This window comes from Streptomyces sp. ICC1 (assembly GCF_003287935.1).
GTDB lineage: Bacteria > Actinomycetota > Actinomycetes > Streptomycetales > Streptomycetaceae > Streptomyces > Streptomyces tritrimontium.
In genome coordinates this window covers 5754261-5780277 of sequence record NZ_CP030287.1, presented here as the reverse complement: position 1 = coordinate 5780277, position 26017 = coordinate 5754261, and the positions used below count along the sequence as shown (strand labels likewise).

General features: G+C 72.3%; 24 protein-coding genes. 18 read left to right on the top strand and 6 right to left on the bottom strand.

From position 1 onward, the window contains the following. Positions 1-33 precede the first annotated feature (33 nt). From DRB96_RS27155 to DRB96_RS27140, 4 genes are all read left to right on the top strand, one after another. A complete protein-coding gene (locus DRB96_RS27155; RefSeq protein WP_112450824.1) occupies positions 34-1623 on the top strand; it encodes an MFS transporter in 1590 nt (529 codons plus the stop codon). A gap of 156 nt (positions 1624-1779) precedes the next feature. Next, the gene (locus tag DRB96_RS27150; RefSeq protein ID WP_112453737.1) at positions 1780-2541 is read left to right on the top strand and encodes a DeoR/GlpR family DNA-binding transcription regulator; all 762 of its coding nucleotides are present in this window, start codon (positions 1780-1782) and stop codon (positions 2539-2541) included. Next, entirely contained in the window at positions 2538-3491 is a 954-nt protein-coding gene (gene pfkB, locus DRB96_RS27145; RefSeq protein ID WP_112450823.1) for a 1-phosphofructokinase, read from the top strand. Before DRB96_RS27150 ends, pfkB begins: the two co-directional genes overlap by 4 nt. Beyond that, the gene (locus DRB96_RS27140; protein ID WP_112450822.1) at positions 3488-5524 is read left to right on the top strand and encodes a fructose-specific PTS transporter subunit EIIC; all 2037 of its coding nucleotides are present in this window, start codon (positions 3488-3490) and stop codon (positions 5522-5524) included. The genes pfkB and DRB96_RS27140 overlap by 4 nt, the downstream gene beginning before the upstream one ends. A 10-nt stretch (positions 5525-5534) precedes the next feature. Here the strand turns inward: DRB96_RS27140 and DRB96_RS27135 are convergent, their stop codons facing one another. After that, complete coding sequence (locus DRB96_RS27135) at positions 5535-6305, bottom strand: DUF6227 family protein (RefSeq protein WP_112450821.1); 771 nt, start codon at positions 6303-6305, stop codon at positions 5535-5537. Between the two features lie 193 nt (positions 6306-6498). Here DRB96_RS27135 and DRB96_RS27130 point away from each other — a divergent pair, with 193 nt between their 5' ends. Beyond that, positions 6499-7140, top strand: a complete 642-nt coding sequence (locus DRB96_RS27130) for a vitamin K epoxide reductase family protein (RefSeq protein ID WP_112450820.1) — start codon at positions 6499-6501, stop codon at positions 7138-7140. Between the two features lie 105 nt (positions 7141-7245). Here DRB96_RS27130 and DRB96_RS27125 read toward each other — a convergent pair whose 3' ends face one another. Further along, complete coding sequence (locus tag DRB96_RS27125; RefSeq protein ID WP_112450819.1) at positions 7246-7656, bottom strand: rodlin; 411 nt, start codon at positions 7654-7656, stop codon at positions 7246-7248. Between the two features lie 282 nt (positions 7657-7938). On the opposite strand from DRB96_RS27125, the gene DRB96_RS27120 reads away from it, so the two are divergent. After that, positions 7939-8475, top strand: a complete 537-nt coding sequence (locus DRB96_RS27120) for a hypothetical protein (RefSeq protein ID WP_112450818.1) — start codon at positions 7939-7941, stop codon at positions 8473-8475. 145 nt (positions 8476-8620) lie between these two features. After that, positions 8621-8860 (top strand): chaplin, encoded by a 240-nt coding sequence (locus DRB96_RS27115; RefSeq protein ID WP_112450817.1) that lies wholly within the window; start codon positions 8621-8623, stop codon positions 8858-8860. An 86-nt stretch (positions 8861-8946) separates the two neighbouring features. On the opposite strand, the gene DRB96_RS27110 is transcribed toward DRB96_RS27115, so the two are convergent. After that, positions 8947-9288, bottom strand: a complete 342-nt coding sequence (locus tag DRB96_RS27110; protein WP_112450816.1) for a hypothetical protein — start codon at positions 9286-9288, stop codon at positions 8947-8949. 408 nt (positions 9289-9696) lie between these two features. On the opposite strand from DRB96_RS27110, the gene DRB96_RS27105 reads away from it, so the two are divergent. From DRB96_RS27105 to DRB96_RS27090, 4 genes are all read left to right on the top strand, one after another. Next, entirely contained in the window at positions 9697-11214 is a 1518-nt protein-coding gene (locus DRB96_RS27105; RefSeq protein ID WP_239517769.1) for an aspartate aminotransferase family protein, read from the top strand. Positions 11215-11310: 96 nt separating this feature from the next. Further along, positions 11311-11997 carry a GntR family transcriptional regulator gene (locus DRB96_RS27100; RefSeq protein WP_112450815.1) on the top strand — a complete coding sequence of 229 codons (687 nt, stop codon included), beginning with the start codon at positions 11311-11313 and terminating at the stop codon, positions 11995-11997. Next, positions 11994-14639, top strand: a complete 2646-nt coding sequence (locus DRB96_RS27095) for a glycosyltransferase 87 family protein (RefSeq protein WP_239517768.1) — start codon at positions 11994-11996, stop codon at positions 14637-14639. Before DRB96_RS27100 ends, DRB96_RS27095 begins: the two co-directional genes overlap by 4 nt. 86 nt (positions 14640-14725) lie before the next feature. Beyond that, a complete protein-coding gene (locus DRB96_RS27090; protein ID WP_112450814.1) occupies positions 14726-15376 on the top strand; it encodes a hypothetical protein in 651 nt (216 codons plus the stop codon). Between the two features lie 105 nt (positions 15377-15481). On the opposite strand, the gene DRB96_RS27085 is transcribed toward DRB96_RS27090, so the two are convergent. Further along, a complete protein-coding gene (locus DRB96_RS27085; protein ID WP_204357826.1) occupies positions 15482-16207 on the bottom strand; it encodes an SLATT domain-containing protein in 726 nt (241 codons plus the stop codon). A gap of 277 nt (positions 16208-16484) precedes the next feature. Here DRB96_RS27085 and DRB96_RS27080 point away from each other — a divergent pair, with 277 nt between their 5' ends. From DRB96_RS27080 to DRB96_RS27050, 7 genes are all read left to right on the top strand, one after another. Continuing rightward, entirely contained in the window at positions 16485-16829 is a 345-nt protein-coding gene (locus DRB96_RS27080; RefSeq protein WP_112450812.1) for a YbaB/EbfC family nucleoid-associated protein, read from the top strand. An 89-nt stretch (positions 16830-16918) separates the two neighbouring features. Then, positions 16919-17518: a recombination mediator RecR gene (gene recR, locus DRB96_RS27075; RefSeq protein ID WP_112450811.1), complete on the top strand. Its 600-nt coding sequence runs from the start codon at positions 16919-16921 to the stop codon at positions 17516-17518. Continuing rightward, complete coding sequence (locus tag DRB96_RS27070; RefSeq protein WP_112450810.1) at positions 17511-18158, top strand: DUF5063 domain-containing protein; 648 nt, start codon at positions 17511-17513, stop codon at positions 18156-18158. The genes recR and DRB96_RS27070 overlap by 8 nt, the downstream gene beginning before the upstream one ends. Positions 18159-18281: 123 nt before the next feature. Continuing rightward, positions 18282-19559: an aspartate kinase gene (locus DRB96_RS27065; RefSeq protein WP_112450809.1), complete on the top strand. Its 1278-nt coding sequence runs from the start codon at positions 18282-18284 to the stop codon at positions 19557-19559. Next, positions 19556-20644 (top strand): aspartate-semialdehyde dehydrogenase, encoded by a 1089-nt coding sequence (locus DRB96_RS27060; RefSeq protein WP_112450808.1) that lies wholly within the window; start codon positions 19556-19558, stop codon positions 20642-20644. The genes DRB96_RS27065 and DRB96_RS27060 overlap by 4 nt, the downstream gene beginning before the upstream one ends. Positions 20645-20892: 248 nt before the next feature. Continuing rightward, a complete protein-coding gene (locus DRB96_RS27055; RefSeq protein WP_239516884.1) occupies positions 20893-21531 on the top strand; it encodes a SigE family RNA polymerase sigma factor in 639 nt (212 codons plus the stop codon). Beyond that, positions 21528-22841, top strand: a complete 1314-nt coding sequence (locus tag DRB96_RS27050; protein WP_112450807.1) for a hypothetical protein — start codon at positions 21528-21530, stop codon at positions 22839-22841. The genes DRB96_RS27055 and DRB96_RS27050 overlap by 4 nt, the downstream gene beginning before the upstream one ends. 97 nt (positions 22842-22938) lie before the next feature. On the opposite strand, the gene DRB96_RS27045 is transcribed toward DRB96_RS27050, so the two are convergent. Then, a complete protein-coding gene (locus DRB96_RS27045; RefSeq protein WP_112450806.1) occupies positions 22939-23757 on the bottom strand; it encodes an SURF1 family protein in 819 nt (272 codons plus the stop codon). Positions 23758-23839: 82 nt separating this feature from the next. Further along, complete coding sequence (locus DRB96_RS27040; protein WP_112450805.1) at positions 23840-25666, bottom strand: prolyl oligopeptidase family serine peptidase; 1827 nt, start codon at positions 25664-25666, stop codon at positions 23840-23842. Positions 25667-26017 lie beyond the last annotated feature (351 nt).

Genomic DNA, 26017 nt, shown 5'->3' with positions numbered 1-26017 from the left:
GCGCTGACCTAGATGCCGTCTAGGTTTCTCCTCATGAGCACCGAGACAACCCAGTCATCGCCCGAAGGAAAGAACGGGCCCGCACAAGAAGAGCGGATCGACACCCCCGCAGACACCAGCTCGACCAGCGTGACCAGCCCGACCGGCAGCCCCGCGGACCGCCGCCGCTGGCTGGCGCTCGCCATCGTGATGACCGCGGCCTTCATGGACCTGGTCGACGTCACGATCGTCAACATCGCGATACCCCGGATGCGCGAGGACCTCGGCGCGTCCACCAGCGCCATCCAGTGGATCACCGCCGGCTACGCCCTCGCCTTCGCCGCCGGCCTGATCACCGGCGGCCGTCTCGGTGACATCTACGGCCGCAAGCGCCTCTTCCTCATCGGCATAGCCGGCTTCACGGCCGCTTCGCTGCTCTGCGGCATCGCGCCCAACCCCGACGTGCTCGTCGCCTCCCGGATCCTCCAGGGCGCCATGGCGGCCATGATGGTCCCGCAGGTGCTCGCGATCATCCACGTCACCTTCCCGCCGCACGAGCGCGGCAAGGTCTTCGGCATGTTCGGCGCCGTCGTCGGCCTCGGCGCCGTCTCGGGTCCGATGCTGGGCGCGCTGCTCACCGAGTGGAACATCCTCGGTCTCGAATGGCGCCCGATCTTCCTGATCAACCTTCCCGTCGGCATCGCCGGCCTGGTGCTCGGCCGCAAGTTCATCTCCGAGTCCAAGGCCCCCAAGGCGCTGCGCCTGGACCTGGTGGGCGTCGTGCTCGCCACCCTCGCCCTGGTCATGCTGATCTTCCCGCTCACCCACGGGCGCGAGAACGACTGGCCGCTGTGGGGCTCGCTCTGCATGATCGCGTCGCCCCTGGTCTTCGCCGCCTTCATTGCCTACGAGAAGTACAAGATCCGCAAGGACGGCTCCCCGCTCGTCGAGCTCTCCCTCTTCAAGGTCAAGAGCTTCGCGGGCGGCATCGCCGTCCAGTTGACCTTCGGCCTCGCGACCGGCATCTTCTTCCTGGTCTGGACGCTCTACATGCAGATGGGCCTCGGCTGGAGCGCCCTGAAGGCCGGTTCCACCGGGATCCCGTTCTCGCTGGCCGTCTCGGCCGCCGCGGGCGTGTCCGTGGGCAAGCTCGTACCGCGCTTCGGCCGCAAGGTGCTCCAGGCCGGTGCGCTGGTCATGGCCGCGGGCCTGCTCCTCTACATCTGGGAGTCCGACCGCTTCGGCATGGACATCGCCCCCTGGCAGATGGCCGCCCCGCTGATCCTCATGGGCGCGGGCATGGGCCTGATCGTCGCGCCGCTGAACGACATGGTGCTGTCCGAGGTGCCGCGCGAGCACGCCGGCTCGGCGTCCGGCCTGATCAACACCACCGGCCAGATGGGCAACGCGCTGGGCCTCGGCCTGACCTCGGTGGTCTTCTTCGGGGTGATCGACGACGACCTGGTCTTCGGAGCGCCGTACGTGGAGGGCTTCCACAACGCGCTGTGGTGGGTCTCGGCCGTCATGGTCGCGATCTTCGCCGTGATGTTCATCCTGCCGCGCAAGACGCTCCCGATCGAGCAGCGCGAGGGCGGCTCGGAGTACGCCGGCGACCTCGCCCCGGAGAAGGTCCCGGCCGGGTAGCCGAAGGTCCTCTCTTTCGACGGGCATGTCCGCTTCTGTTGGCGGGCATGCCCGTTTTGCTTTTCTTCGGGCCAAACCGGGCGTACGCTGAAGCCGAACCCACAGAGTCGGGCATTCGTCGGACTCGAACGGACCTGAACGGACATGCCGAACCCCATGTACGCACCCGAGCGCCAGCAGGAGATCCTCCGCCTCGCCCGCGAGGCGGGCCGCGTCGACGTCCTGTCCCTGGCCGAGCAGTTCCAGGTCACGGCGGAGACCGTGCGCCGCGACCTCAAGGCCCTGGACCGGGCCGGCTTCCTGCGCCGGGTGCACGGCGGAGCCATACCGGCCGGCCGCCTCGACTTCGAGCCGGACCTCACCGAGCGCGAGGCCACCGCCGCCGACGAGAAGGACCGCATCGCGGACGCCGCCCTCGCCGAGCTCCCCGACGGCGGCAGCGTCGTCCTCGACGCCGGCAGCACCGTGGCCCGCCTCGCGGCCGCCGTGCCCCTCGACACGGCGCTCACCGTCGTCACCCACGCGCTGCCCGTCGCCGCCCGGCTCGCCGACCACGCCGGCATCGACCTCCACCTCGTCGGCGGCCGGGTCCGCCACCGCACCCGGGCCGCCGTCGACGCGTGGGCGCTGCGCGCGTACGCCGAGATCCGCGCCGACGTCGCCTTCCTCGCGACCAACGGGTTCAGCGCCGAGGGCGGTCTGACCACCCCCGACCTCGCCGAGGCCGCCGTCAAGCGGGCCGCGATCGCCGCCGCCCGCCGCGTCGTCCTCCTCGCCGACTCCGCGAAGGCGGGCCAGGAGCACTTCGCGTGCTTCGGCACCTTCGCCGACGTCGACCTCCTCATCACGGACTCGGGGCTCGACCCCGCCCACAAAGCGGCGATCGAGGCCGCAGGTACGGAAGTTGTGCTCGTATGATCCTCACCGTCACCCCCAACCCCTCCCTCGACCGGACGTACGAAGTCCCCTCGCTGGACCGCGGTGAGGTCCTGCGCGCCACCGGCGACCGGGTCGACCCCGGGGGCAAGGGCGTGAACGTCTCCCGCGCGGTCGCCGCCGCGGGCGTCCGTACGACGGCGGTCCTGCCGCTCGGCGGCGCACCGGGCACGCTGATCGCCGAACTCCTCGGCGCGCAGGGCGTGGACGTCACGGCGGTGTCCATCGCCGGCCAGACCCGCTCCAACATCTCCGTCGCGGAACCCGACGGCACCCTCACCAAGATCAACGCGGCCGGTCCCGAACTGACCGGCGGCGAATCGGCGCTCCTCCTGGAGACCGTCCGCACCTCCTCGGGCGACGCCGACTGGATCGCCTGCTGCGGCAGCCTCCCGCGCGGCCTGCGGCCCGAGTGGTACGCCGAGATCGTCGCCCGCGCCCACGCGGCGGGCACCCGGATCGCCCTGGACACCTCCGGCCCGGCGCTGCTCGCGGCGCTCCCGGCCCGCCCGGACGTGATCAAGCCGAACGCCGCGGAGCTCGCGGCGGCGGTCGGGCGCCCGCTCGCCACCCTCGGCGACGTGGTCAAGGCGGCCGAGGAACTGCGCTCGCTCGGCGCGGGCGCGGTCCTGGCCTCCCTCGGCGCGGACGGCCAGCTCCTGGTCGAGGAGGAGGGCACGTACTACGGCACGGCCGCGGTCTCCTCGGTCCGCAGCAACGTCGGCGCGGGCGACGCCTCCCTCGCCGGCTTCCTGATCGCGGGCGGTACGGGGCCTGCGGCCCTCGCCTCGGCCCTGGCCCACGGCGCGGCCGCGGTCCAGCTTCCCGGCAGCGCCATGCCGGCCCCCTCGGACCTGCGACCCCACACGGTCCGTGTCACCCAGGACCTGCCCCTGGACCTCCCCCTGTCCGAAATGAGCGACGAGCGATGAGCGAAATGATGCCGTGCCCCCTGCGGGCCGAACTGGTCGACCTCGACCTGTCCGCCGAGTCCAAGGAGGGGGCGGCACGTGCCCTCGCCGAACGGATGGTGACGCTGGGCCGGGTCACCGACCTGGACGGCTTCCTGGCCAACGTCGCGGCGCGCGAGGCCCAGATGCCGACCGGCCTGGAGGGCGGCATAGGCATACCCCACTGCCGCTCCACCCACGTGACGGCCCCCACCCTGGCCTTCGGCCGCTCCCCGTCGGGCATCGACTTCGGCGCCCCGGACGGCCCGGCGGACCTGATCTTCCTGATAGCCGCCCCCGCCGGCGCCGACGACGCCCACCTCTCCATCCTCTCCACCCTGGCCCGCCGCCTGATGCGCCCCGACTTCGTCGCCGCCCTCCGCGGGGCCACGACCCCGGAAGAAGTCGCAGCCCTGGTCGCGGGCGAGCCCGATGCAGCCCCTCCGGTGCCGAATCCAGTCCCTCCGGCGGTTGAGGAGCGGGGTTCCGGGGGCGGAGCCCCCCACGCGGCGGAGCCGTTCCGGATCGTGGCCGTCACCTCCTGCCCCACCGGCATCGCCCACACCTACATGGCGGCCGAGTCCCTCCAACAGGCCGCCGCCGAGGCCGGTATCGAGCTCACGGTCGAAACCCAGGGCTCCGCCGGCTTCACCAAGCTGACCCCCGAGGCCATCGCCACCGCCGACGCGGTCGTCTTCGCCCACGACGTCCCGGTCAGGGAACGCGCCCGCTTCGCCGGCAAGCCCACGGTCGACGTCGGCGTCAAGGCCGGCATCAACCGCCCCGCCGAACTCCTCCAGGAGGCCCGCGACAAGGCGGACCGCGGGGAGGTCGCGGACTCCGCCCGGACCCCCGTCGAAGAGGCCGGCGAACCACAGGACGGCTACGGCGCCAAGCTCCGCACCTGGCTGATGTCCGGCGTCAGCTACATGGTCCCCTTCGTCGCCGCCGGCGGACTCCTCATCGCCCTCGCCTTCGCCATCGGCGGGTACGAGATCAACACCGCCCCCTCCGTCGCCGAGCACTTCGTCTGGACCGAAGCCGCCAGCTGGGCAGCACTGCTCTTCCAGACCGGCGGCCTCGCCTTCGGCTTCCTCGTCCCCGTCCTCGCCGGCTACATCGCCTACGGCATGGCCGACCGGCCCGGCCTCGTCCCCGGGTTCGTCGGCGGCGCCGTCGCCCTCACCATCAACGCCGGCTTCCTCGGCGGTCTGATCGCCGGCCTCATCGCGGGCGGCACCGTCCTCGCCGTCCAGAAGCTGAAGATCCCCGTCGCCCTGCGCGGGATCATGCCGGTGGTCGTGCTGCCGCTCATCGGATCCGCCGTCACCGCGTTCCTGATGTTCCTGGTGGTCGGCAAGCCCGTCGCCTCGCTCCAGCAGGCCCTCACCGACTGGCTGTCCGGCCTCTCCGGCGCCAACGCGATCATCCTCGGCGTCATCCTCGGCCTGATGATGTGCTTCGACCTCGGCGGCCCGCTCAACAAGGTCGCCTACGCCTTCGCCATCGGCGGCCTCGCCACCCCCAACGAGGGCAGCCTCAAGGTCATGGCCGCCGTGATGGCCGCCGGCATGGTCCCGCCGCTCGCGATGGCGCTGGCCACCACCGTCCGCGGCCGGCTCTTCTCCAAGACCGAGCGCGAGAACGGCAAGGCCGCCTGGTTCCTCGGCGCCTCCTTCATCAGCGAGGGCGCCATCCCCTTCGCCGCGGCCGACCCGCTGCGCGTGATCCCGGCCGCGATGGCCGGCGGGGCGGTCACCGGAGCGCTCTCGATGGCCTTCGAGTGCACCCTGCGCGCCCCGCACGGCGGCATCTTCGTCATCCCGCTGATCGGCAACCCGCTGCTCTACCTGATCGCCATCGCCGCCGGTACGGCCACCACCGCCGGTCTGGTCGTCCTCCTCAAGGGCATGCGCAAGCGGAACGAGACCCCGACGGCCACCGCCGCCGGAGCCGGGCCCGCCGAAGCCGAGACCGCCGGCGCCGAGCCCGTGAAGGTCACCGTCGCCGCCTGAGCCGACCGGCTCACCTGACCCGCCCGCGGAGCTCCATGGCTCCGCGCGCGGCCGTCTCCGTCTCGTACACCTCGCACATGTGCCGCCCGTCCGGCGTGGCCGTGTGCTCGACCTCCCACAGGCTGAGCTCGCTCCCGTCCAGCAGGACGAACGCGTGCTCGTACAGGCTGAAACCGGCGTTGCGCCCGTCCGACAGGCACTGCCGGGTGCCGAACGCCTGCGTGATCTGGTGCGCGTACGCCGAGCGCAGCAGCAGCGACACGCTCTCGCCCGGCCGGTCCGGGTTCTCCGCGCGGCGCAGTACGCGGCGGGCGTGGTCCGCGGAGTCCTCCACCGTGTAGTCGCGGTGCCGCTGGGCCGGGGTCGGGTTCGAGAACAGCGCGCTCAGCACGGCGATGTCGCTCGCGGGCTCCTCCTCGGCCGTCGCCTCCGTGAGGTCCCGGGCCACTTGCGAGGGGGTCTCGCCGAACAGCCGGGCCACCGCGAGGCAGGTCTCCGCCCTGCTGGCGAAGACCTCGTGGCGTATGGAGAGGTCGTCCTCCCCGCGGTGCGCCAGCTCCCACAGGGCCACCGACCCGCCGTCGGCCAGCAGGTAGGTGTGCCGGCGGGTCTCCCGCCACCTGCCCGACGCCGGACCGTGGCGGGTGGTGAAGAGCGAAGAACTGTGGGCGAGTGCCGTGCGCAGGCGCTCGACCAAGCGGTCGGGCAGGTCGAAGGAGTTGAGGGCGCGGCCCAGGAGTCGCTCGAGGTGCGCCTCGGTTGTCTCGTACGGATCGCTCAAGGTGGGTCTCCAGGCCGTCGCAGCTTGTCACTTCGCGGACGCTCAACGTAGCCCCTGGGTCTGACATCACGTCCGGGGTTCGGTAAAACGTCCGGGAAGCATCGGGGGTTCCCGCCACCCCTTCAGGTCAACCTCCTTGCCCATGAGCATGGTTGGTCCGGATTTGGGATGCGGAGGCGGGACGATGAGCCGTATGGCAACGAATACCGTGGGCGTGCCCCGCCAGCAAGGGCATCCGCGCAACCACGACGACGCAAAGCCGCCCGCCGCCCCCCGCGCGCTCGGCTGGCTGCTGGTGCTCACCGGGGCCGCGGGAGTGCTGGCCGCCTGGGTCATCACCCTCGACAAGTTCCTGCTGCTGGAGAACCCGAACTTCAAGCCCGCCTGCAGTCTGAACCCGGTCGTCTCCTGCGGCAGCGTGATGAAGAGCGAGCAGGCGGCGGCCTTCGGCTTCCCGAACCCGATGCTGGGGCTGGTCGCCTACGGGGCGGTCGTGTGCGTCGGCGCGGGCCTGCTGGCCGGCGCCCGCCACCGGGGCTGGTTCTGGCTGGGACTCGACGCGGGAATGCTCTTCGGCGTCGGATTCTGCTCCTGGCTCATGGTCCAGTCGCTCTACGAGATCAACGCGCTCTGCCTGTGGTGCTGCCTCACCTGGGTGGCCACCCTCGTGATGTTCTGGGCGGTCACCGCGTACACCGTGCGTACGGGCATCCTCCCCGCGCCCGCCCCCGTGCGGAGCTTCTTCGCCGAGTTCGGCTGGGCCCCGCCCGTCCTGCACACCGGCGTGATCGGGATGCTGATCCTGACCCGCTGGTGGGACTTCTGGACCGGCTGAGCGGGCCGGAGCGCACACGAGGGCCCCAGCAGCTGGAAGCTGCCGGGGCCCTCGTTCATCGCTCCACGGGCGCCGGGCGCCCGGACCGCAATGCGGGAGCGGAGATCAGCTGCCGACGGAGCCGTTGCCAGACAGGACCGGGATGTTGCTGAGGATGTGCGAGAGCGGCTCGTCGCCCTTGGCCTGGGTGGAGTTCTCGGTGCACTGCTGGTTCTGCGGGTTGGACAGGACGTTGATGTCCTGGACACCGACGTTGACCAGGGCGATCAGCGACTGGGCGTTGACCTTGACGGGCAGGCCGATGCAGGGCTTGTTCAGGGTGCCCTGGACGACGCCGAGCTGCGGGCTCATGTCGCCGTGCGTCTTCTGGTTGCCGTAGATCTGCTGGGCACCGTTTCCGTTGACGGTGTTGATCCCGTTGTCGTTGCCGATGGCCATGGCCGGGGCCGCAACAGCAGCGCCCGCGCCGACGGCGGCGGCGGTGACCGCGGCAGCAGTCATGATCTTCTTGAGCATCTTGATCCTTTTGTCGCACGAGTGCCCGCTAGTGGAGCGCCCTGATCAACTGCCCGCACAGAGGGTTGGTTCCGCTGCTTCACTCAAACGGCCTGTCCGCGGGCGGGTTTTCCCCGGGTGGGGTGAGCCGCCCCCGGACGCGTGCGCGAAGCCCGTACGCAGCCCGCACCGGGGGTGCGGGGGCCGATGTTCCTGTTGCGCTCCGTCGAACGCCTTCGCACGGTGGGTAAGGGAGCGGATCGCTCGGGTCCGCTTTCGTTCGACCACCAGAAGGAAACACTCATGCACCACACCAACGCCTCCCGCTTCCGCATCCGCGTCCTCGTCCCCACGGCCCTGACGGTTGTCATACTCGCCGGCGCGGCTGCCCCCGCGGGCGCCGCCGAAGGTGCCGGTGCCGCCGAGTCCCGCGTGGCGGCCGCCCGGGAGCGGATCGAGGAGAGGGTGGCGGCGGCGGGTCCGCTCGACGACCTGCTCGCCTCCGTCTCCAAGATCCTGGCGGACCTGACGAAGAGCCTGGGCACCCTGCTGCCGGGGGTCAAGATCCCCGAGATCAAGCTGCCCGCGCTCCCGGCCATGCCCGAGATCCCGGCGATCCCGAACCTGCCGCTCCCGGCGATTCCGGAGATCCCCGCGATTCCGGACATCCCGATCCCCGACCTCCCGGTCTCCGCTCCCGCGGTCCCACCCGCGGGAGCGGTGCCCGCCGTACCGGGAGTGCCCGCGGTACCCGCAGTACCCGCAGTACCCGGCGTACCGGCCACGCCGGCGCTGCCGCCGCTCGACACGGTCCCCGACCTCGCGGACTTCCTCCCGTAGGCGATCCGGACCCGCACGCGGTGACGACCATTGGGCTGAACAGGTCTGATCGCGTGCGGAACCGTGTCGTCTGGGATGCTGGACCGTTTCGCTCGATGTGAGCCTCGAAATCGGGGCAGAACATCGAAGAGAAGGTGCACTTCCCATGAACACTGCCAAGAAGGCCGCCCTGGTCCTGGCCACCGCTGGTCTCGCCGCGGCCGGTGCCGCCGGCTCCGCTATGGCCGACTCGTCGGCCGAGGGCGCGGCCGTGGGTTCCCCCGGTGTCCTCTCGGGCAACCTGGCTCAGGTCCCGGTCCACGTCCCGATCAACGTCTGCGGCAACTCCGTCAACGTGATCGGTGCGCTGAACCCGGCGTTCGGCAACACCTGCGTCAACGACTGACGTCGTACGCACCAAACCGACTGTGGGCGCCCCGGCTCTGCCGGTGGCGCCCACAGTCGTGTCGGCGGGAGAGCGGGTCGGACCCGTCAGTTGGCGCCGCCGTTGAGCTTCACCCCGCCGAGCAGCGGCGAGGCCTGGGTGGCCCCGTTCGCCAGCTTCATGACCTCGCCCGGCGCACCGTTGCGGACCTCGTTGACCTTCTGCACGGTGGTCATGACCTTCTGGACGCTCTCGCCCTGTTCGGCCAGCCCGTTGCCCACCGTCTGCGGGAGCGCCTCCGAGACCGGGTTCACGGCGCCCAGGGTCTCCGTGAGCCCGCTCGTCAGGCTCATGGGGACGGCCGGAGCCTCGGTGGCGAAGGCGGGAGTGGCGGCGCCGAGGGCGGCGACGGACCCGACGACCGCGGCGGCTACCTTCGAGAGCTTCATTATCGAAAATCCTCTTCTTTCGTGGACAAGGGTGTCAGCGGCGACCGGCATGCCGCTTTCGTCCTGGCTAACGATTCCCCGCCGTTGCGGAAACGCGGAACCGAACACGGCAACGGCCGGAGAATCCGACAAGGGACTCTCCGGCCGATATTTCTTCTGATTACCGGTATTGCCGTCAGGCGATACGGGACCTGCGGTACAGAATGGCGCCGCCCAGGACCAGGGCCGAGGCGAGAGCCGCCGCGGCGCCGTGCGAACCGGCGCCGGTGGCCGCGAGCTGCGGTGCGGTCGCCCGCGCGGGGACGGGGGCGGGAGCCGGCGCCTCGGTGGGGACGGTCGGGTATAAGCGACGGCCCCCATACAGTCCGCCGATATCCCTCCCCACCTGCGGACTTCTAGCGTGAACGCATGACCCCTCACGTCACCTCGGGCGCCACCGTCAAGGCCGCCGACCGCGCCCACGTCTTCCACTCCTGGTCCGCCCAGGCCCTGATCGACCCGCTCGCCGTGGCCAAAGCCGAGGGGTCGTACTTCTGGGACTACGACGGCAAGCGCTACCTCGACTTCGCCTCCCAGCTGGTCAACACCAACATCGGCCACCAGCACCCCAAGGTCGTCGCCGCCATCCAGGAGCAGGCCGCCACGCTCTGCACCCTGGCCCCCGGTTTCGCCGTCGACGTCCGCTCCGAGGCCGCACGCCTCATCGCGCAGCGGACCCCCGGCGACCTCGACAAGATCTTCTTCACCAACGGCGGCGCCGAGGCCGTCGAGAACGCCGTCCGCATGGCCCGGCTGCACACCGGCCGCCAGAAGGTGATGTCCACCTACCGCTCGTACCACGGCGCCACCGCCACCGCGATCAACCTGACCGGCGACCCGCGCCGCTGGCCCTCGGACACGGCCGCCGCCGGCGTCGTGCACTTCTGGGGACCGTTCCTCTACCGCTCGCCCTTCCACGCGACGACCGAGGCCGAGGAGTGTGCGCGCGCCCTCACCCACCTCGCCGACACGATCGCCTTCGAGGGTCCGGCGACGATCGCCGCGATCATCCTGGAGTCGGTCCCCGGCACGGCCGGGATCATGGCCCCGCCCCCCGGCTACCTGGCCGGCGTGCGCGAGCTCTGCGACCGCCACGGCATCGTCTTCATCCTGGACGAGGTCATGTCGGGATTCGGCCGGACCGGCAAGTGGTTCGCCGCCGAGCACTTCGACGTCACGCCCGACCTGATCACCTTCGCCAAGGGTGTCAACAGCGGGTACGTCCCGCTGGGCGGCGTCGCGATCTCCGCCGAGATCGCCGAGACCTTCGCCACGCGCCCCTACCCGGGCGGGCTGACCTACTCGGGCCACCCCCTGGCCTGCGCCGCCGCCGTCGCGACGATCACCGCCATGGACGAGGAGGGCATCGTCGAGCACTCCGCCCACCTCGGCGAGAACCTGATCGGCCCGGCGCTCGCCGAGATCGCGGAGCGTCACCCCTCGGTCGGCGAGGTCCGCGGCCTCGGGACCTTCTGGGCGCTGGAACTCGTCCGGGACAAGGAGACGCGCGAACCGCTCGTTCCCTACAACGCCGCCGGTGCGGACAACGCGCCGATGGCCGAATTCGCCGCTGCCTGCAAGGCGTCCGGACTGTGGCCCTTCGTCAACATGAACCGGACGCACGTGGTCCCTCCGTGCAACATCACCGAGGGAGACGCGAAGGAGGGCCTGGCCCTGCTGGACGACGCCCTGACCGTCGCCGACCGGCACGCCCGCGGGCAGAGGCACCGCAGCGGCCCCGCGCGTACGGCCCCCACAGGGCCCGCGCGGGGCCGCACGCGTTCCTGCGCGTGCGTACGGGGCCTCGCCTGCTCCCCGGCCGCCCCCGGCGCGGCGCGTCCGCGCACGTTGAACGATCAAGGAAAGAGCGCTCTACCGTCCGGATAACGGATGCTAAATGCATATAGCGGCCATCAACCGATCGGTTTCAGCCGCTCCGGCTGGCTTAAGGTGTCCGAAGCCCACAGATGGAGACGGACCCCTATGTCAGGCAGCGGCGCTGTCAACCGCAACACACTTCGCCGGCAGATCGCGGACGCGCTGCGCGACGAGGTGCTCGCGGGACGTCTGCCGCCGGGCATGGAATTCACCGTCAAGCAGATCGCCGAGCAGTACGAGGTCTCCGCGACCCCCGTCCGCGAGGCCCTGGTCGACCTCTCCGGACAAGGCCTGCTCGACTCCGTCCAGCACCGCGGCTTCCGCGTCCGAGTCTTCTCCGTGGAGGATTTCCGGGGCATGATCGAGGCTCGTACGCTGATCGTGGAAGGGATCTTCCGCCGACTCGTGGAACGCGGCACCGCCCCCGGCACCGGGGAGCGGCTCGTCTCGGTGCGCCGTCGGGGGGAGGAGGCGCGGCGGGCCGCGCTGAGCGGCTCGCTCGAAGTGCTGATCGGCTACGACCTGCGCTTCTGGAGGGAGTTGAGCGGGCTGGTCGGCAACACCTACATCTCCGAGTTCCTGCACCGGCTCCGCGTGCAGTGCTGGGTCTTCGCGGTCCCGTACCTGAAGGCCCAACCGGACCTGCGCACCGGCTTGTGGTCCGGCCACAACGAACTGATCGACGCGGTCACCCGCGCGGACGCCGAGGAGGTACGCCGCCTCGTGCACGCGTACAACCAGCACGGTCTGGACTGGGCCGCGGGCCTGCGGCCGAAGGCGGCCGGCCCGTGAACGGCGAGAACGGCGTGACGGCCGACCACGCGGACCAGGCCGACCGCGAGGACCGCGCGGACCAGACGGGCAGCGCGGGCCGGCCGGCCCGGCCCCGGACGCCCTGGCTCGGTGACGTCGGCCTCTCCGTCGTCGTCCCCGTCCTCGGCGGGGACGACCGCATCGGCGGGACCCTCGCCGCCGCTCCCGGCCGGCTCGACGCCCTGCTCGGCACGGGGCCCGGCGCCTGGGAGCTCGTCGTCGTGGTCGTCGATGACGGCGACGGCCCGGCCGGTACCGTCCTGGCCGCGGCAGCCGACGAGCCGCGGATCCGGCTGGTCCGCCCGGCCGACCACGGCGCCGACCACGCCGCCGCCGACGAGCCCGACCACGAGCCCGGCCACCCCGCCGCGGGACATCCGCGCCCCGGCGGCAAGGGGACCGCACTGCGTGCCGGAGTGCTCGCGTCCGCCGGCCGGCGGGTGCTGATCACCGACGCCGGCCTCACGACGCCGCTCGACGAGCTGGCCCGCCTGGAGCGCGAGCTGGACGGCCCGGATCCGGACGGCGCCCCCGCCGCGGTCCTCGGCCGGTCCGGGAACCGCCTGGTCCGCGCCATCGGCATCCCCGGCATACCGGGCTTCCGCGCCGACACCTGCGGCTTCGCCCTCTTCGACGGCGACCGCGCCCGCGCCGCCTTCGGCGCCTCCACCCTCGACGGCCCCGCCATCGACGCCGAGGTCCTGCGCTGGATCCGCCGCCAGGGCTGGCACGTGGCCGAGGTCCCGCTGAACCGCGCCCCCGGCACCGCAGACCCGGCCCGCACCGCAGACCCGGCCCGCACCGCCGACCCCGCCCGCGCCGCAGGCCCCGTACGCACCACCCGTCCTCGCCCCCGCCGCACCGCCGGCGGGCTGCGCCTGGCACTCGGCGAGCTGCTGCGCCTGAACGCCGGCGGCCTCGCCGTCGCCGCCGCCTTCCTCGCCCTCTCCCTCTACGTGTTCCAGGGCCTGTGGGCGGACCTGGACGGCAGCTACCTCGCGGACGCCCTCCAGGACCAGAACCAGTGGGAGTGGTTCGTCGGCGTCACCACCGACAACGTCACCCACCTGCGCAATCCGCTCTTCACCTTCGCCCAGGGCATGCCGGACGGCGTGAACCTCATGGCCAACGCCACCATGCTCGGCCTGAACGTCCCGCTGATCCCCGTCACCCTGCTCTTCGGCGCGACCGTCACCTTCGCCCTGGTCCTCACCCTCGGCATGGCCGCCAGCGCCTGGACCTGGTACTGGCTGATCCGCCGCCGCCTCGTGCGCAGCCGCTGGGCCGCCGCCGCGGGCGGGGCGCTCGCCGCCTTCGCGCCGCCGATGGTCTCGCACGCCAACGGCCACCCGAACTTCGTCGTCCTGTTCATGATCCCGCTGATCGTCGACCGGGCCCTGCGCCTGTGCGAACCGCACCGCAGGGGTCGCGGCGCGACCCGGGACGGGGTCCTGCTCGGGCTGTTCGCGACGTACCAGATCTTCATCGGCGAGGAGCCGCTGCTCATCGCCGCGCTCGGCATGCTGGTGTTCTGCCTGGCCTACCTCCTCGTGGACCGCCGCCGCGCCCTCGCCGCCGCGCGCCCGCTGGGCGCGGGCCTGGTCGTCGCCCTCGCCGTCTGCCTGCCGCTGGTGGTCGTCCCGCTGTTCTGGCAGTTCTTCGGCCCGCAGAGCTACCACGCGATCCTGCACGGGGACAACGCCGGGAACAGCCCGCGCGCCCTGATCGAGTACGCCGGGCGCTCGCTCTTCGGCGACCCCGAGACGGCCGCCCGCCTCTCGCTGAACACCACCGAGCAGAACGCCTTCTACGGCTGGCCCCTGCTGGCCTTCGGCGTCGCCGTCTGCGTGTGGCTGTGGCGCAGCAGGACCGTACGGGCCCTCGCGATCACCGGGTTCGTGACGCTGCTGCTGTCGCTCGGACCGTGGGTGCCCGTACCGCACACGGAGATCGTGCTGCCGGGCCCCTGGCGGCTGATGATCAAGCTGCCGCTCTTCGAGTCGGTCATCGAGGGGCGCGTGGCCATGGTCTGCGCCCCGATCCTCGGCATCCTGCTCGCCCTCGCGCTCGACCGGATCGTGCGCCTGCGGACCCGCGAGCTGCGCACCCTGGGCCTGCTCGGGGCGGCGGCCGCGCTGATCCCGATCCTGCCGCTGCCGCTGACCGTCCGGGAGCGCGCGCCGGTTCCCGCCTTCATCACCTCCGGGTCGTGGAAGGACTACGTCAAGGACGGCGAGGCACTCGTTCCGGTGCCGCTGCCGGACCCGGGCCAGGCGGACGCGCTGCACTGGCAGGTGGAGGCGGACTTCGGCTTCCGGCTGGCCGGCGGCTACTTCAACGGCCCGTGGGGACCCGACCGGATCGGCATCTACGGGGCCACCCCGAGGCACCTCTCGAACCTCCTGCGCGACGTCCGATACGGCGCGCAGCCGCCCGAGGTCACTCCGGCCTGGCAGGCCCAGGCCCGCCAGGACCTGGAGTACTGGAAGGCGGGCGCGGTCGTCCTGCCCGTCCAGGAGCGGGACACGCAGCTGCGGGACCTGCTCAGCGGACTGCTGGGCCGGGCGCCGGAGAAGGTGCTCGACGCGTGGGTCTGGCGGGTGGGTCCGGGGGCGCCGTAGCCTGCGAGGTTCTGCTCACCCCTTCGCGGAGCGTGTCCGGCGCACTACGCTGGCCGGAACGGCGGCAACGACTGATCGGAGGCCGCGTGGCCTGTGACCTGTGGCTGGTCCCCCTTGTCGACGTGCTGTGCCACAGCCCCGACAATCCCTTCGCGGAAGAGATCGCCTCGTACGACAAGGCGCTGGGCGAGGCCGGACTGCCGTCCGTGCCGGTGTTCGCGTACATGCCGGGCCTGTCCGGGGACGTCGCCCCGGTGGCCGGTTTCGACTACGACGCCCTGCACTTCCTGCGCCGGGCGTACCTGCTCCAGCTCTGCGGGCTGCCGGTGACGCCGGTGGACGAGCTGGGCGGGGACTACGAGCAGCTGCTGGAGATGTTCGAGTCGACGGCCCAGCAGTCGCACCTGGTGTGGCACTACGACCACGCGGGCGCCTATGTCCCGGTGGACTTCGCGGTGCCGCTGGCGAATGAGGAGCTGCTGGCCGGTGGCGGCCCGCTGGGGTCGGCCCAGGGGCTGCTGCGGGAGCTGGCGGTGGTGGCTCCCGCGATCGGGATAGACCCGGGGAACCCGCCCGTGGCGCCCGCCCCGCCGGGGCGGCCGACGTCGCTGGAGGAGCCGGCGGGGCCGATCCCGTACGACGACAGCCCCTTCGCCCGGGAGCGGCACGTGTGGCTGGGCCTGCACGCGGCGGCCACGCGGAGCCTCGGGCAGGGCTCGATGATCATCTTCAGCTGACGGGGCCCGTCCGCCGGGGCGGAGCCGTCCCCGCCCCGCCCCGGCGGGACCGCATTCAGCCGGATCCAGCCGCATCCAGCCGCATTCAGCTGGATCCAGCCGGATTCAGCGCGGCTGCTCCGGCGGTCTTTGGCGGGGCATGTTCGGGCGGGTGCCGGGGGGGAGCGGGAAGCGGGTTGGCGGGACGTAGGCGTCCGAGCGCGCCCCGTTCGCCCCCAGGGACTGCATCACCAGCGGCGCGGGGCCCGAGCTGAACTCGACCATCCACTCCGCGGTCTCGGACCGCACGAGTTCGGTGACGTCCTCCGAGAACCGGCGCAGCACGGTGAGACATCGTTCCGCCGCCTCGCTCGCCGTGCCCTCCGTGGGGCCCAGGACCTCCCGCACGTTCTCCGAGGCCCAGTCGAACTGGAGGGTCTGCAGACGCCGCTGCACGGCCTGCGCCGTCGCCACGTCCCGCATCCAGCCCGAGGTCAGGCCGAAGAACCGGTCGCAGGCCAGGCAGGCCGCCGCCAGGAGGAGCGAGAGGTAGCCGTACGAGGCCGCGCCGGGCGCCGAGCCGGTCAGTTCCAGCAGCGGCATCGAGGCGCCCGCGACCGCTCCCACGGCCGCCGCGGCCCGCAGGATCCGGGCGCCCCGGCGCTTCCACGCCCGGTCGGACAGGTACCACTCGGCGGTGCGCAGCGCGTCGGCCTCGACCCGCCGGTAGAGCTCGTCGAGCCGCTCGGCGGGCTCGCCCCAGTCCCCGAGAGGGAACGGCCGCCCGGTGAGGTCGCCGTCCTCTGCGGGATCCCGGGGTGGCCCCTCGGGCTGCATCTCCGGCTGACTCACCCGGCACTCCCTCTGCCTGCGCTGACGTGTGGTGGTGCGCGTGTGCGCAATGGTGCGCATGCTCTTCCTACCTTCGAATGGTGCGCGATGGGCGACGATTCCCCGGTTTTCCGCCCGCAAGGAGGGCCCCAGCAGGTACGCGTACGCCTCGTCTCTCACTCGAAAGAGTTGGTCCTCACGGCGTAGGGCGCCGCGCCCGGGGAGCACGTAGGCTCGGATTTGACCGAGCGGTCCGATGCCCGGGCCGATGCGACGAAGCTACGAAAGTGAGTGACCTGTGATTCCCGGTGGCGGTCAGCCCAACATGCAGCAGCTGCTCCAGCAGGCCCAGAAGATGCAGCAGGACCTCGCCGTGGCCCAGGAAGAGCTGGCGCAGGCCGAGGTCGAGGGCCAGGCCGGCGGCGGCCTCGTCAAGGCGACCGTCACCGGTTCCGGCGAACTGCGCGCGCTGGTGATCGACCCCAAGGCCGTGGACCCCGAGGACACGGAGACGCTCGCTGACCTGGTGGTCGCGGCGGTCCAGGCGGCCAACGAGAATGCGCAGGCGCTCCAGCAGCAGAAGCTGGGGCCGCTGGCCCAGGGGCTGGGCGGCGGCAGCGGCATCCCCGGCCTCCCCTTCTAGCCCCCGGCACCGCACCACCCGCACCACCCGTCCTACCCGCACCACCACCCGCACCACCCCGTTCCACCGAAGCGAAAGCAGGCAGTCCGTTGTACGAAGGCGTGGTCCAGGACCTGATCGACGAACTGGGCAGGCTGCCCGGCGTCGGGCCCAAGAGCGCGCAGCGGATCGCCTTCCACATCCTGCAGGCGGAGCCCACCGACGTCCGCCGCCTCGCGCACACGCTGCTCGAGGTCAAGGACAAGGTCCGGTTCTGCGCGGTGTGCGGGAACGTGGCGCAGGAGGAGCGGTGCAACATCTGCCGCGACCCGCGCCGCGACCTGTCGGTCATCTGTGTGGTCGAGGAGTCGAAGGACGTCGTCGCGATCGAGCGGACGCGCGAGTTCCGGGGCCGGTACCACGTCCTCGGCGGCGCGATCAGCCCGATCGAGGGCGTCGGCCCGGACGACCTGCGCATCAGGGAGCTGCTGGCGCGGCTCGCCGACGGTGCGGTCACCGAGCTGATCATCGCGACCGACCCCAACCTGGAGGGCGAGGCGACCGCCACCTACCTCGCCCGCATGCTCAAGCCCATGGGCCTGAAGGTCACCCGCCTGGCCAGCGGGCTCCCCGTCGGGGGAGATCTGGAGTACGCGGACGAGGTCACGCTCGGGCGGGCCTTTGAAGGAAGGCGACTTCTCGATGTCTGACGCAACGCTGCACGCCCTGGGGCAGGATCCGGACGACTTCGCCGTCCAGATCTCGGACCAGATCGAGTCCTTCATCGTCGCGGTCACCGAGGTGGCCAAGGGCGAGGACCCGGACAGCGCGGTGCCCTTCCTCCTCCTGGAGGTCTCCCAGCTCCTGCTGGCGGGCGGTCGGCTGGGCGCGTACCAGGACGTCCTGCCCGACGAGCGCTACGAGCCCGACCTGGGCCCCGAGCCGGACGTGGACGATCTGCGCGAGCGGTTCGCGCTGATGCTGGAGCCGGTCGACGTCTACTCCGAGGTCTTCGACCCCTACGAGCCGCGCAAGGCCCCGGTCGCGCACCGGATCTCCGACGACCTGGCCGATGTGGTGGCGGACCTGCGGCACGGGCTCATCCACTACCAGGCGGGCCGGATCACCGAAGCCCTGTGGTGGTGGCAGTTCTCGTACTTCACCAACTGGGGCCCGACTTCCTCGGCGACCCTGCGCGCCCTGCAGTCGCTCGTGGCGCACGTCCGGCTGGACCAGCCGCTGGAGGCCCTGGACGGGCTGGACACGGACGAGGACCTGACCGAGGAGGACCTCGCCGAACAGGCGGGCAAGGTCATGGCCGAGGAACTCGGCGGACTGGGCCGCAAGTAAAAGACGCTCGGCGGGGGAACGTATTCTTTGATCTTTTCGTCTCATGATGTGGTACGAGGCGGTCGGATCGCGGCCGCTCGTTAGACTGCACCAGCAATGAGACGGATTGAGCGAGGAGCGCACGTGGGCCTTGTCGTGCAGAAGTACGGAGGCTCCTCCGTAGCCGATGCCGAAGGCATCAAGCGTGTTGCCAAGCGGATCGTGGATGCCAAGAAGAACGGCCACCAAGTGGTCGTCGTGGTTTCCGCGATGGGCGACACGACGGACGAGTTGATCGACCTCGCGGAACAGGTGTCCCCGATGCCTGCCGGCCGCGAATTCGACATGCTGCTGACCGCCGGAGAGCGGATCTCCATGGCCCTGCTGGCCATGGCGATCAAAAACCTGGGCCACGAGGCCCAGTCGTTCACCGGCAGCCAGGCGGGCGTCATCACCGACTCGGTCCACAACAAAGCGCGCATCATCGATGTCACGCCGGGCCGTATCCGCACCGCGCTGGACGAGGGCAACATCGCCATCGTCGCCGGCTTCCAGGGCGTGTCCGCGGACTCCAAGGACATCACCACCCTCGGCCGGGGCGGCTCGGACACGACCGCCGTCGCGCTCGCCGCGGCGCTGGACGCCGAGGTCTGCGAGATCTACACCGATGTCGACGGCGTCTTCACCGCGGACCCCCGCGTCGTGAAGAAGGCCAAGAAGATCGACTGGATCTCCTCCGAGGACATGCTGGAGCTCGCGGCCTCCGGCTCCAAGGTGCTGCTGCACCGCTGCGTCGAGTACGCGCGCCGCTACAACATTCCGATCCACGTCCGCTCGTCCTTCTCGGGACTGCCGGGCACGTGGGTCAGCAACGAGAATCCGCAGGGAGACGAGCCGGTGGAGCACGCCATCATCTCCGGAGTCGCTCACGACGTCTCCGAAGCCAAGATCACGGTCGTCGGCGTTCCGGACAAGCCGGGCGAGGCCGCGGCGATCTTCCGCGCCATCGCGGACGCCGAGATCAACATCGACATGATCGTGCAGAACGTGTCCGCCGCCTCCACGGGCCTGACGGACATCTCCTTCACCCTCCCCAAGGCCGAGGGCCACAAGGCCATCGACGCCCTGGAGAAGGCGAAGGGCACCATCGGCTTCGAGTCCCTGCGCTACGACGACCAGATCGGCAAGATCTCCCTGGTCGGCGCGGGCATGAAGACGAACCCGGGCGTCACCGCCTCGTTCTTCCAGGCGCTGTCCGACGCGGGCGTCAACATCGAGCTGATCTCCACCTCCGAGATCCGCATCTCGGTCGTGACCCGCCAGGACGACGTCAACGAGGCCGTCCGCGCCGTGCACACGGCCTTCGGCCTCGACTCCGACAGCGGCGACGAAGCCGTCGTCTACGGAGGCACCGGACGATGACGGCCACCCGGTCGACCCCGGCACCGGCACTCGCCGTCGTCGGGGCGACCGGAGCGGTCGGCTCCGTCCTGCTCCAGATCCTGTCCCAGCGCGCGGACGTCTGGGGCGACATACGCCTGATCGCCTCCTCGCGCTCGGCCGGCCGCCGGCTGACCGTGCGCGCCGAGGAGACCGAGGTGCTGGCCCTCACCGAGGACGCCTTCGACGGCCTCGGAGCGGGCGACGTCGCGATCTTCCTGACTCCGGCCGAGGTCTCGGCCCGGTGGGCTCCCGTCGTCACCGCGCGCGGCGCGGTCGTGGTGGACCGGTCCGCGGCGTTCCGCGAGGACCCCGAGGTGCCGCTCGTGGTGCCCGAGGTGAACGCGTCCGCGGCGCGGATCCGCCCGCGCGGGATCGTCGCCGGCCCGGACTGCGTGACCGCCGCGATGATCGCGGCGCTGGGCGCGCTGCACACCGAGTACGGGCTGGCCGAGCTGGCCGTCTCCTCGTACCAGGCCGCGAGCGGGGCCGGCCGGTCCGGCTCCGAGGCGCTGCGCCGCCAGCTGTCCCTGGTCGCCGGCACCGCCCTGGGGGAGCACCCCGGGGACGTGCGCCGGTCCGTGGGTGAGGACACCGGCCCCTTCGCGGCCCCGCTCGCGCTCAATGTCGTGCCGTGGTCCGGCGAACTGCGCGAGGACGGCTGGTCCTCGCACGAACTGGCCGTACGGGCGCAGACGCGCCGGATCCTGGACCTCGCGGAGCTGCCGGTCTCGGTGACCTGCGTCCAGGTGCCCGTGCTGACCGGGCACTCGCTGACCGTACGGGCCCGCTTCGCGGTCGCCGTCGACCCGGTGCGCGCCCGGGAGGTCCTGGACGCCGCCCCCGGTGTGGTCCTCGTGGACGACCCGGCGGCGGGCGAGTTCCCGACCCCGTCGGACGCCGCGGGGACGGATCCGGCCTGGGTGGGACGGGTGCGGGGCTCGCTCGACGACCCGGCTTCCCTGGAGTTCTTCGTGTCCGCGGACAACCTGCGCCAGGGTGCTGCGCTGAACGCCACACGGACCGCGGAGCTCATCGCGGGTGAGTTTGGGTATTTCGCTTTGTAGGATCATCAGTGATCCCTTGACCAAGGTGATGGCCCGACGGCCGCCGTGATGCGCGGCGCCGGCGGGGAGCGGCTACGCATGAGGGCAATGGGAACCACGCCGATGAGTCTGCCTCGCGCGTACAACCCTGACGGGGGGACGCGTGTCCAACTGGCGTGGCAGAAGCATTGCTGGACTTCCCCGTCATTTCGGTGCGCACCGGGACCATCCCGTCGCGCCTGCGCTCCCGCACGCCCGGCGGCTTCCCGGTGATCGTTCCCGTTCCGCCGGCCACGGCGACGCCCGCAGCCCCGGCCGTTCCGGCCGGCGCGGCGACCCTGGGCGGCCGCGTGCCCGGGCCCCGCGATAGCGCGGAGGCCGCGGCGAGCACCGGGCCGGCCGAAGTGGTGGCGGGGACCACCGTCGACCACCTCACCGAGACGTACCAGGCCCACTACCGCTCGCTCCTCGGTCTCGCCGCGCTCCTCCTCGACGACACCGCCTCCTGCGAGGACGTGGTGCAGGAGGCCTTCATCCGGGTCCACTCGGCCCGCAGCCGGGTCCGCGACCGGGACAAGACCCTGGCCTACCTGCGCCAGACCGTGGTCAACCTCTCGCGCTCGGCCCTGCGCCGGCGCATCCTCGGCCTCAAGCTGCTGTCGAAGCCGATGCCGGACATGGCCAGCGCCGAGGAAGGCGCCTACGACCTGCTGGAACGGGACGATCTCATCAAGTCGATGCGCGGTCTGCAGCGCCGCCAGCGCGAGGTGCTGGTGCTGCGCTACTTCGCGGACATGACGGAAGTACAGGTCGCCGAGACGCTCGGCATATCGCTCGGTTCGGTCAAGGCGTACGGATCGCGGGGGATTGCCGCGCTGCGTGTGGCGATGGAGGCGGCGCAGTCATGAACGAGGACCGCAAGGTGAGCGAGGAACGGGCACTGCGGAGCCTGAGGGACGGAGCCTCGGGCGAGGGCGGCCTGCACGGGCTGACGCGCGGATCCGCGGGCGAGGGCCAGGCGGCGCTGCGCGAGCTGATGCGCGGAGCGGGAGCGGGAGCCGGCGGCGCGCGGGCCGTCGGTATCGGTATCGGGTCCGCCGGTACGGAGTCCGCCGGTACGGAGCCTGCCGGTACGGAGCCTGCCGCCGCCGGGTCCGGCGGCGCTGGGCCCGCGGCCTGTGGGCCCGGCGACGAGGAGCAGGCCCTGCGGGACCTGCTGCGCGGCGCCGTCGTGGGACTCGAGCCCGCCGGCGACGCGCTGGAGCGGTTGCGGCACGCCGTCCCCCGGCGCAAGACCCGCAAGCGGCAGGCGCTCGTCGCCGCCGCGGCGGCCGCGCTGCTGGTGGGGACCGCGATCCCGGCGGCCCTGCGGATGACCGTGGGCCAGGGCGACTCCCCCGACCGCTCGGCCATGGCCGGCCACGGCGAGCAGGGCGGGAACAAGAAGGACGGGTCCGACCCGCACCAGAACGGCGCCGGGGTCGACCCGAAGCCCACCAGGCCCGGCTCCGGCACGGGGCAGGGCGCGGGCGGTGCCACCGGCACGCCGACCCCGCCCACCACCGGCCTGCCCCCGATCGGGCCGAACCCCCACCAGTCGGGTTCCACCGCGCCCCTGCCCGGCGGCGCCGGCGTCCTGCTGCCCCCGCCCGCGGCTCCGGGCGTGCCCGGCTGCAGTGCGGACCAGCTCGGGGTGTCGGGCAGCGCGCGGACCCCGGAGGCCGACGGCAAGGTCTACGGCAGCTTCAAGGTCACCAACGTCTCGGGCCGGGGCTGTACCGTCCTCGGCCCGGACACCGTGACCGCGGCCCCGGCGAGCGGTCCCGCGCCCGGCCAGGGCGGCACCGGTGTGGCCGTCCTCGGCCACACCGCGGGCGACCCGGCGACCGGGCTGCCCGATCCTTCGGCCGAGGCCCCGCTGATGCTGCTCGCGCCGAACGCCGCGTACGAGGTGCGCTTCGCGTGGGTGCCGTCGCAGCAGAGCTGTACGGGTGCCTCCGCGGGCTCCAAGCCCCCGCAGGGCGGCTCCGGCGACCCCGCGGCCGCGGACTCCCTGGCGGTCCCGCCGGGGCCGGACGCGTCGGGCGTGGCGGTGTCCCACACGCCGAGCACCCCGCTGCCCGGTGCCCCGACGACGCAGACGACCATCCCGGACGCGTGCGGCGGGACGGTCTACCGGACGGGCGTCCTCCCGCTGGCGGCGCAGCCGACGCCGTAGGGGCCTGGCCGAGCACGGCACATGGCCGGGCCCGGCCGGGCCCGGAATGGGCGGGCCCGGCCGAGCGCGGCCGTGGTCGGGCCGGGCCGCCGACGGCTCAGGCCGAGCCGGTGCCCGTCGGGGCCGCGGCCGGTGCGGGTGCCTGCTCCGGGCCCGGGCCGGCCTCGGGGACCAGCCCCGCCTCCTCGTCGCGCAGGGTCTCCACCTCGCGCCGGTAGAGCCGGAACCACATGAAGAGCACGAACGCGGCGAAGACGAACCACTCGCCGGTGTAGCCGAGGTTCTGGAAGGCCTTGAGGTCGAGCCCGGTGTTGACCGGGGCCCGCGCCGGGACGGGGATCATCCCGTCGGCCGGGGTCTGCACGGTCAGCCAGGCGTCGTACAGCCCGTACGGCACGATGTTGACCAGCGAGGCCGCCCCGATGACGCCGAGCTGCCCGGCCGGCAGGCCGCCCGAGGAGTAGACGCCCTTGGTGCTGGAGTTCTCCGAGGCCTGCAGCGCGCCCGTGACCTCGACCCGCCCGGTCGGGGCGGCCGGAGCCCGGCCCGCGTCCGCGCCGCCCGGCAGCCAGCCCCGGACCACGGGAACGGCCTTGCCGGTGTCGGTCTTGAGCAGGGTCAGGACGTAGAAGCCGCTCTTCCCGTCGAGCCGCCGCTCGGGAACGAGCAGCTGGTCGGCGTACTCCCCGGAGACGGAGGCGAGCCGCCCGGAGGTCTTCTTGTCCACCGGGAGCAGCGAGTCCAGCGGCGCGGTCGCCTGTTCGGCGGGGCGCGCCTCGGTCGCCTCCTTGTGGCTGTCGACGCGGTCCTCGAACCGGCCGAGCTGCCAGGTCCCCATGAACAGGCAGAAGGGAACGCCGAGCGCGACGAAGACGTTGATCCCCCACCAGCGCGGGGTCAGGAGAAACCGGTGCACCCCACCACCGTACGGGGGGTGCACCGGTTCCCGGCCGCCGGGTCGGCCGGGTCGGCCGGGACGGCTCCGCGGCCGGTGCGGCCTACGAGCGCGGCGGCAGGTGCTTCAGCGCGAAGTCCAGCTCCATCCGGACCTGCTTGATCCGCTCTTCCACGACGAGCGAGCCGTGCCCGGCGTCGTACCGGTACACCTCGTGCTCCGCCCCGCGCGCCGCGAGGCGGTCGACGTAGTTCTCGATCTGCTTGATGGGGCAGCGCGGGTCGTTGAGACCCGCCGCGATGTGGACGGGCGCCTTCACCGCGTCGACGTAGGTCAGCGGCGAGGAGGCCTCGAAGCGCTCCGGGACCTCCTCCGGCGTCCCGCCGAAGAGGGTGCGGTCCAGGGACTTCAGCGCCTCCATCTCGTCGTGGTACGCCGTCACGTAGTCGGCGACCGGCACGGCGGCCAGGCCCACCGCCCAGGCGTCCGGCTGCGTGCCGAGGCCCAGCAGGGCCAGGTAGCCGCCCCAGGAGCCGCCGGACAGCACGAGGCGCGCCGGGTCGGCGAGGCCGCGGGCCACGGCCCACTCGCGCACGGCGTCGATGTCCTCCAGCTCGATCAGGCCGATCCGGTGCTTGAGGGCGTCGGTCCACTCGCGGCCGTAGCCGGTCGAGCCGCGGTAGTTGACGCGCACGACGGCGAAGCCGTGGTCGAGCCAGGCCGCCGGGGTGGCCGCGAAGGCGTCGCTGTCGTGCCAGGTCGGTCCGCCGTGGATCTCGAAGATCGTCGGGAAGGGGCCGTCGCCGTGCCCCGTCGGGCGCTGCGCCAGTGCGTGGATCCGCCCGCCGGGGCCCTCGACCCACACGTCCTCGACGGGCACGGAGCCCGGCGGCCGGAAGCCGGGAGGGTCGAGGACGACCCCGCCCGCCGTGGACCGCACGGCCGAGGGCTCGGCCGCCGAGGACCACTGGTACTCCACCGACCCGTCGGGCCGGGCCGTTGCGCCCGACACCGTCCCGGGCGGCGTGTCCAGGCGCAGCAGCTCGCGCGCGGCCAGGTCGTAGCGGAAGAGCTCGCTGCGCGCCTCGTGGCTGTGCTCGATCAGCAGCGCGGAGCCGTCCGGGTACCACTCGGCGCCGACGTCGCCCGGCAGGTCGATGTCCAGCTCCTCCTGGGTGCCCGCGACCACGTCCCACACCAGTGGCTCCCAGCGGCCGCGCCGCTGGTGGCCGATCAGCAGCCGGGCGTCGCCGGCGACGGGGGCGAAGCCGAGGACGGTCAGGCCGAGCTCCAGGGTCCCGCCCTCGGAGTCGTCCAGCTCGGCGACGGTCTTCCCGTCGAGCGTGATCACGCGCAGCGAGGAGTGCATCGCGTCGCCGTGCTCGGTGTGCTCGACGGCGAGCCAGGTCCCGTCGCGGGACAGGTCGCCGACCCCGGCCGACTCGCGGTGCCGGTAGACGACGGACGGCGCGGAGCCGTCGGCCGGTACGACGTGGATGGTGCTCCCGTCCTCGTCGGTGGAGCGCCCGACGACGGTCGTCCCGTCGCGCCCGATGGCGAGCCCCGCGGGGTACGAGGGCTCCAGCCCGGGGGTGGCCGGCTCGTCGGGGCCGCCCGCGAAGGGCTGGCGGACCCAGGTGCCGAACTCGTCCCCGTCGGTGTCGGAGAACCACCAGATCCACGCGCCGTCGGGGGACAGGGCCCCGTCGGTGGTCCCGTTGGGCCGGTCGGTGGCCTGCCGCTGCGTGCCGGTGGCGCGGTCCCAGGCGTAGAGCTCGTAGGTGCCGGTCGCGTTGGAGACGAAGAGCGAGCGGTCGGGCGCGTCCTCGGCCCAGTCGGGCAGCCCCACCCGCGGGGCCCGGAAGCGCTTCTCCCAGTCGGGCATGGCGGCGAGCGCGTCGGCGGCCGTGGCGTCGGTGGTGTCAGTCATGCCTCCATCATCCTTCTTCCGGGGAATCCCGGACTTTGGGCCGGGAGGGAATGGATCGTTGGCCCGGAGGCGCGGAGCGCCGGAGTGCTCTGTGTTGTCAGTGGCCTTCGCTATGTTGGTCCACCTTGACCGAAAGGGGGGTGGGCCGGGTGATCCGTGCGTACAAGTTCCTCCTGCGGCCCACCTTTCGGCAGGAGATCGCGCTCGGCGAGATGCTGCGTGATCACTGCGGCGTCTACAACGGCGCGTTGCAGGAACGCCGCGACGCCTACCGGCACGCCTCGAAGACGAGCATCAAGTACGGGATGCAGTCCGCGCAGCTCAAGGACATCCCGGCCTTCGACCCGGAGC

Excerpts from the sequence above, each read along its gene's own strand:
- DRB96_RS27050 (WP_112450807.1), top strand. The coding sequence starts at position 21,528 with ATGAACGAGGACCGCAAGGTGAGCGAGGAACGGGCACTGCGGAGCCTG.
- DRB96_RS27150 (WP_112453737.1), top strand. The coding sequence starts at position 1,780 with ATGTACGCACCCGAGCGCCAGCAGGAGATCCTCCGCCTCGCCCGCGAG.
- DRB96_RS27115 (WP_112450817.1), top strand. The coding sequence starts at position 8,621 with ATGAACACTGCCAAGAAGGCCGCCCTGGTCCTGGCCACCGCTGGTCTC.
- DRB96_RS27100 (WP_112450815.1), top strand. The coding sequence starts at position 11,311 with ATGTCAGGCAGCGGCGCTGTCAACCGCAACACACTTCGCCGGCAGATC.
- DRB96_RS27040 (WP_112450805.1), bottom strand. The coding sequence starts at position 25,666 with ATGACTGACACCACCGACGCCACGGCCGCCGACGCGCTCGCCGCCATG.
- DRB96_RS27120 (WP_112450818.1), top strand. The coding sequence starts at position 7,939 with ATGCACCACACCAACGCCTCCCGCTTCCGCATCCGCGTCCTCGTCCCC.
- DRB96_RS27110 (WP_112450816.1), bottom strand. The coding sequence starts at position 9,288 with ATGAAGCTCTCGAAGGTAGCCGCCGCGGTCGTCGGGTCCGTCGCCGCC.
- DRB96_RS27140 (WP_112450822.1), top strand. The coding sequence starts at position 3,488 with ATGAGCGAAATGATGCCGTGCCCCCTGCGGGCCGAACTGGTCGACCTC.
- pfkB (WP_112450823.1), top strand. The coding sequence starts at position 2,538 with ATGATCCTCACCGTCACCCCCAACCCCTCCCTCGACCGGACGTACGAA.
- DRB96_RS27125 (WP_112450819.1), bottom strand. The coding sequence starts at position 7,656 with ATGCTCAAGAAGATCATGACTGCTGCCGCGGTCACCGCCGCCGCCGTC.
- DRB96_RS27070 (WP_112450810.1), top strand. The coding sequence starts at position 17,511 with ATGTCTGACGCAACGCTGCACGCCCTGGGGCAGGATCCGGACGACTTC.
- DRB96_RS27060 (WP_112450808.1), top strand. The coding sequence starts at position 19,556 with ATGACGGCCACCCGGTCGACCCCGGCACCGGCACTCGCCGTCGTCGGG.
- DRB96_RS27155 (WP_112450824.1), top strand. The coding sequence starts at position 34 with ATGAGCACCGAGACAACCCAGTCATCGCCCGAAGGAAAGAACGGGCCC.
- DRB96_RS27130 (WP_112450820.1), top strand. The coding sequence starts at position 6,499 with ATGGCAACGAATACCGTGGGCGTGCCCCGCCAGCAAGGGCATCCGCGC.
- DRB96_RS27105 (WP_239517769.1), top strand. The coding sequence starts at position 9,697 with ATGACCCCTCACGTCACCTCGGGCGCCACCGTCAAGGCCGCCGACCGC.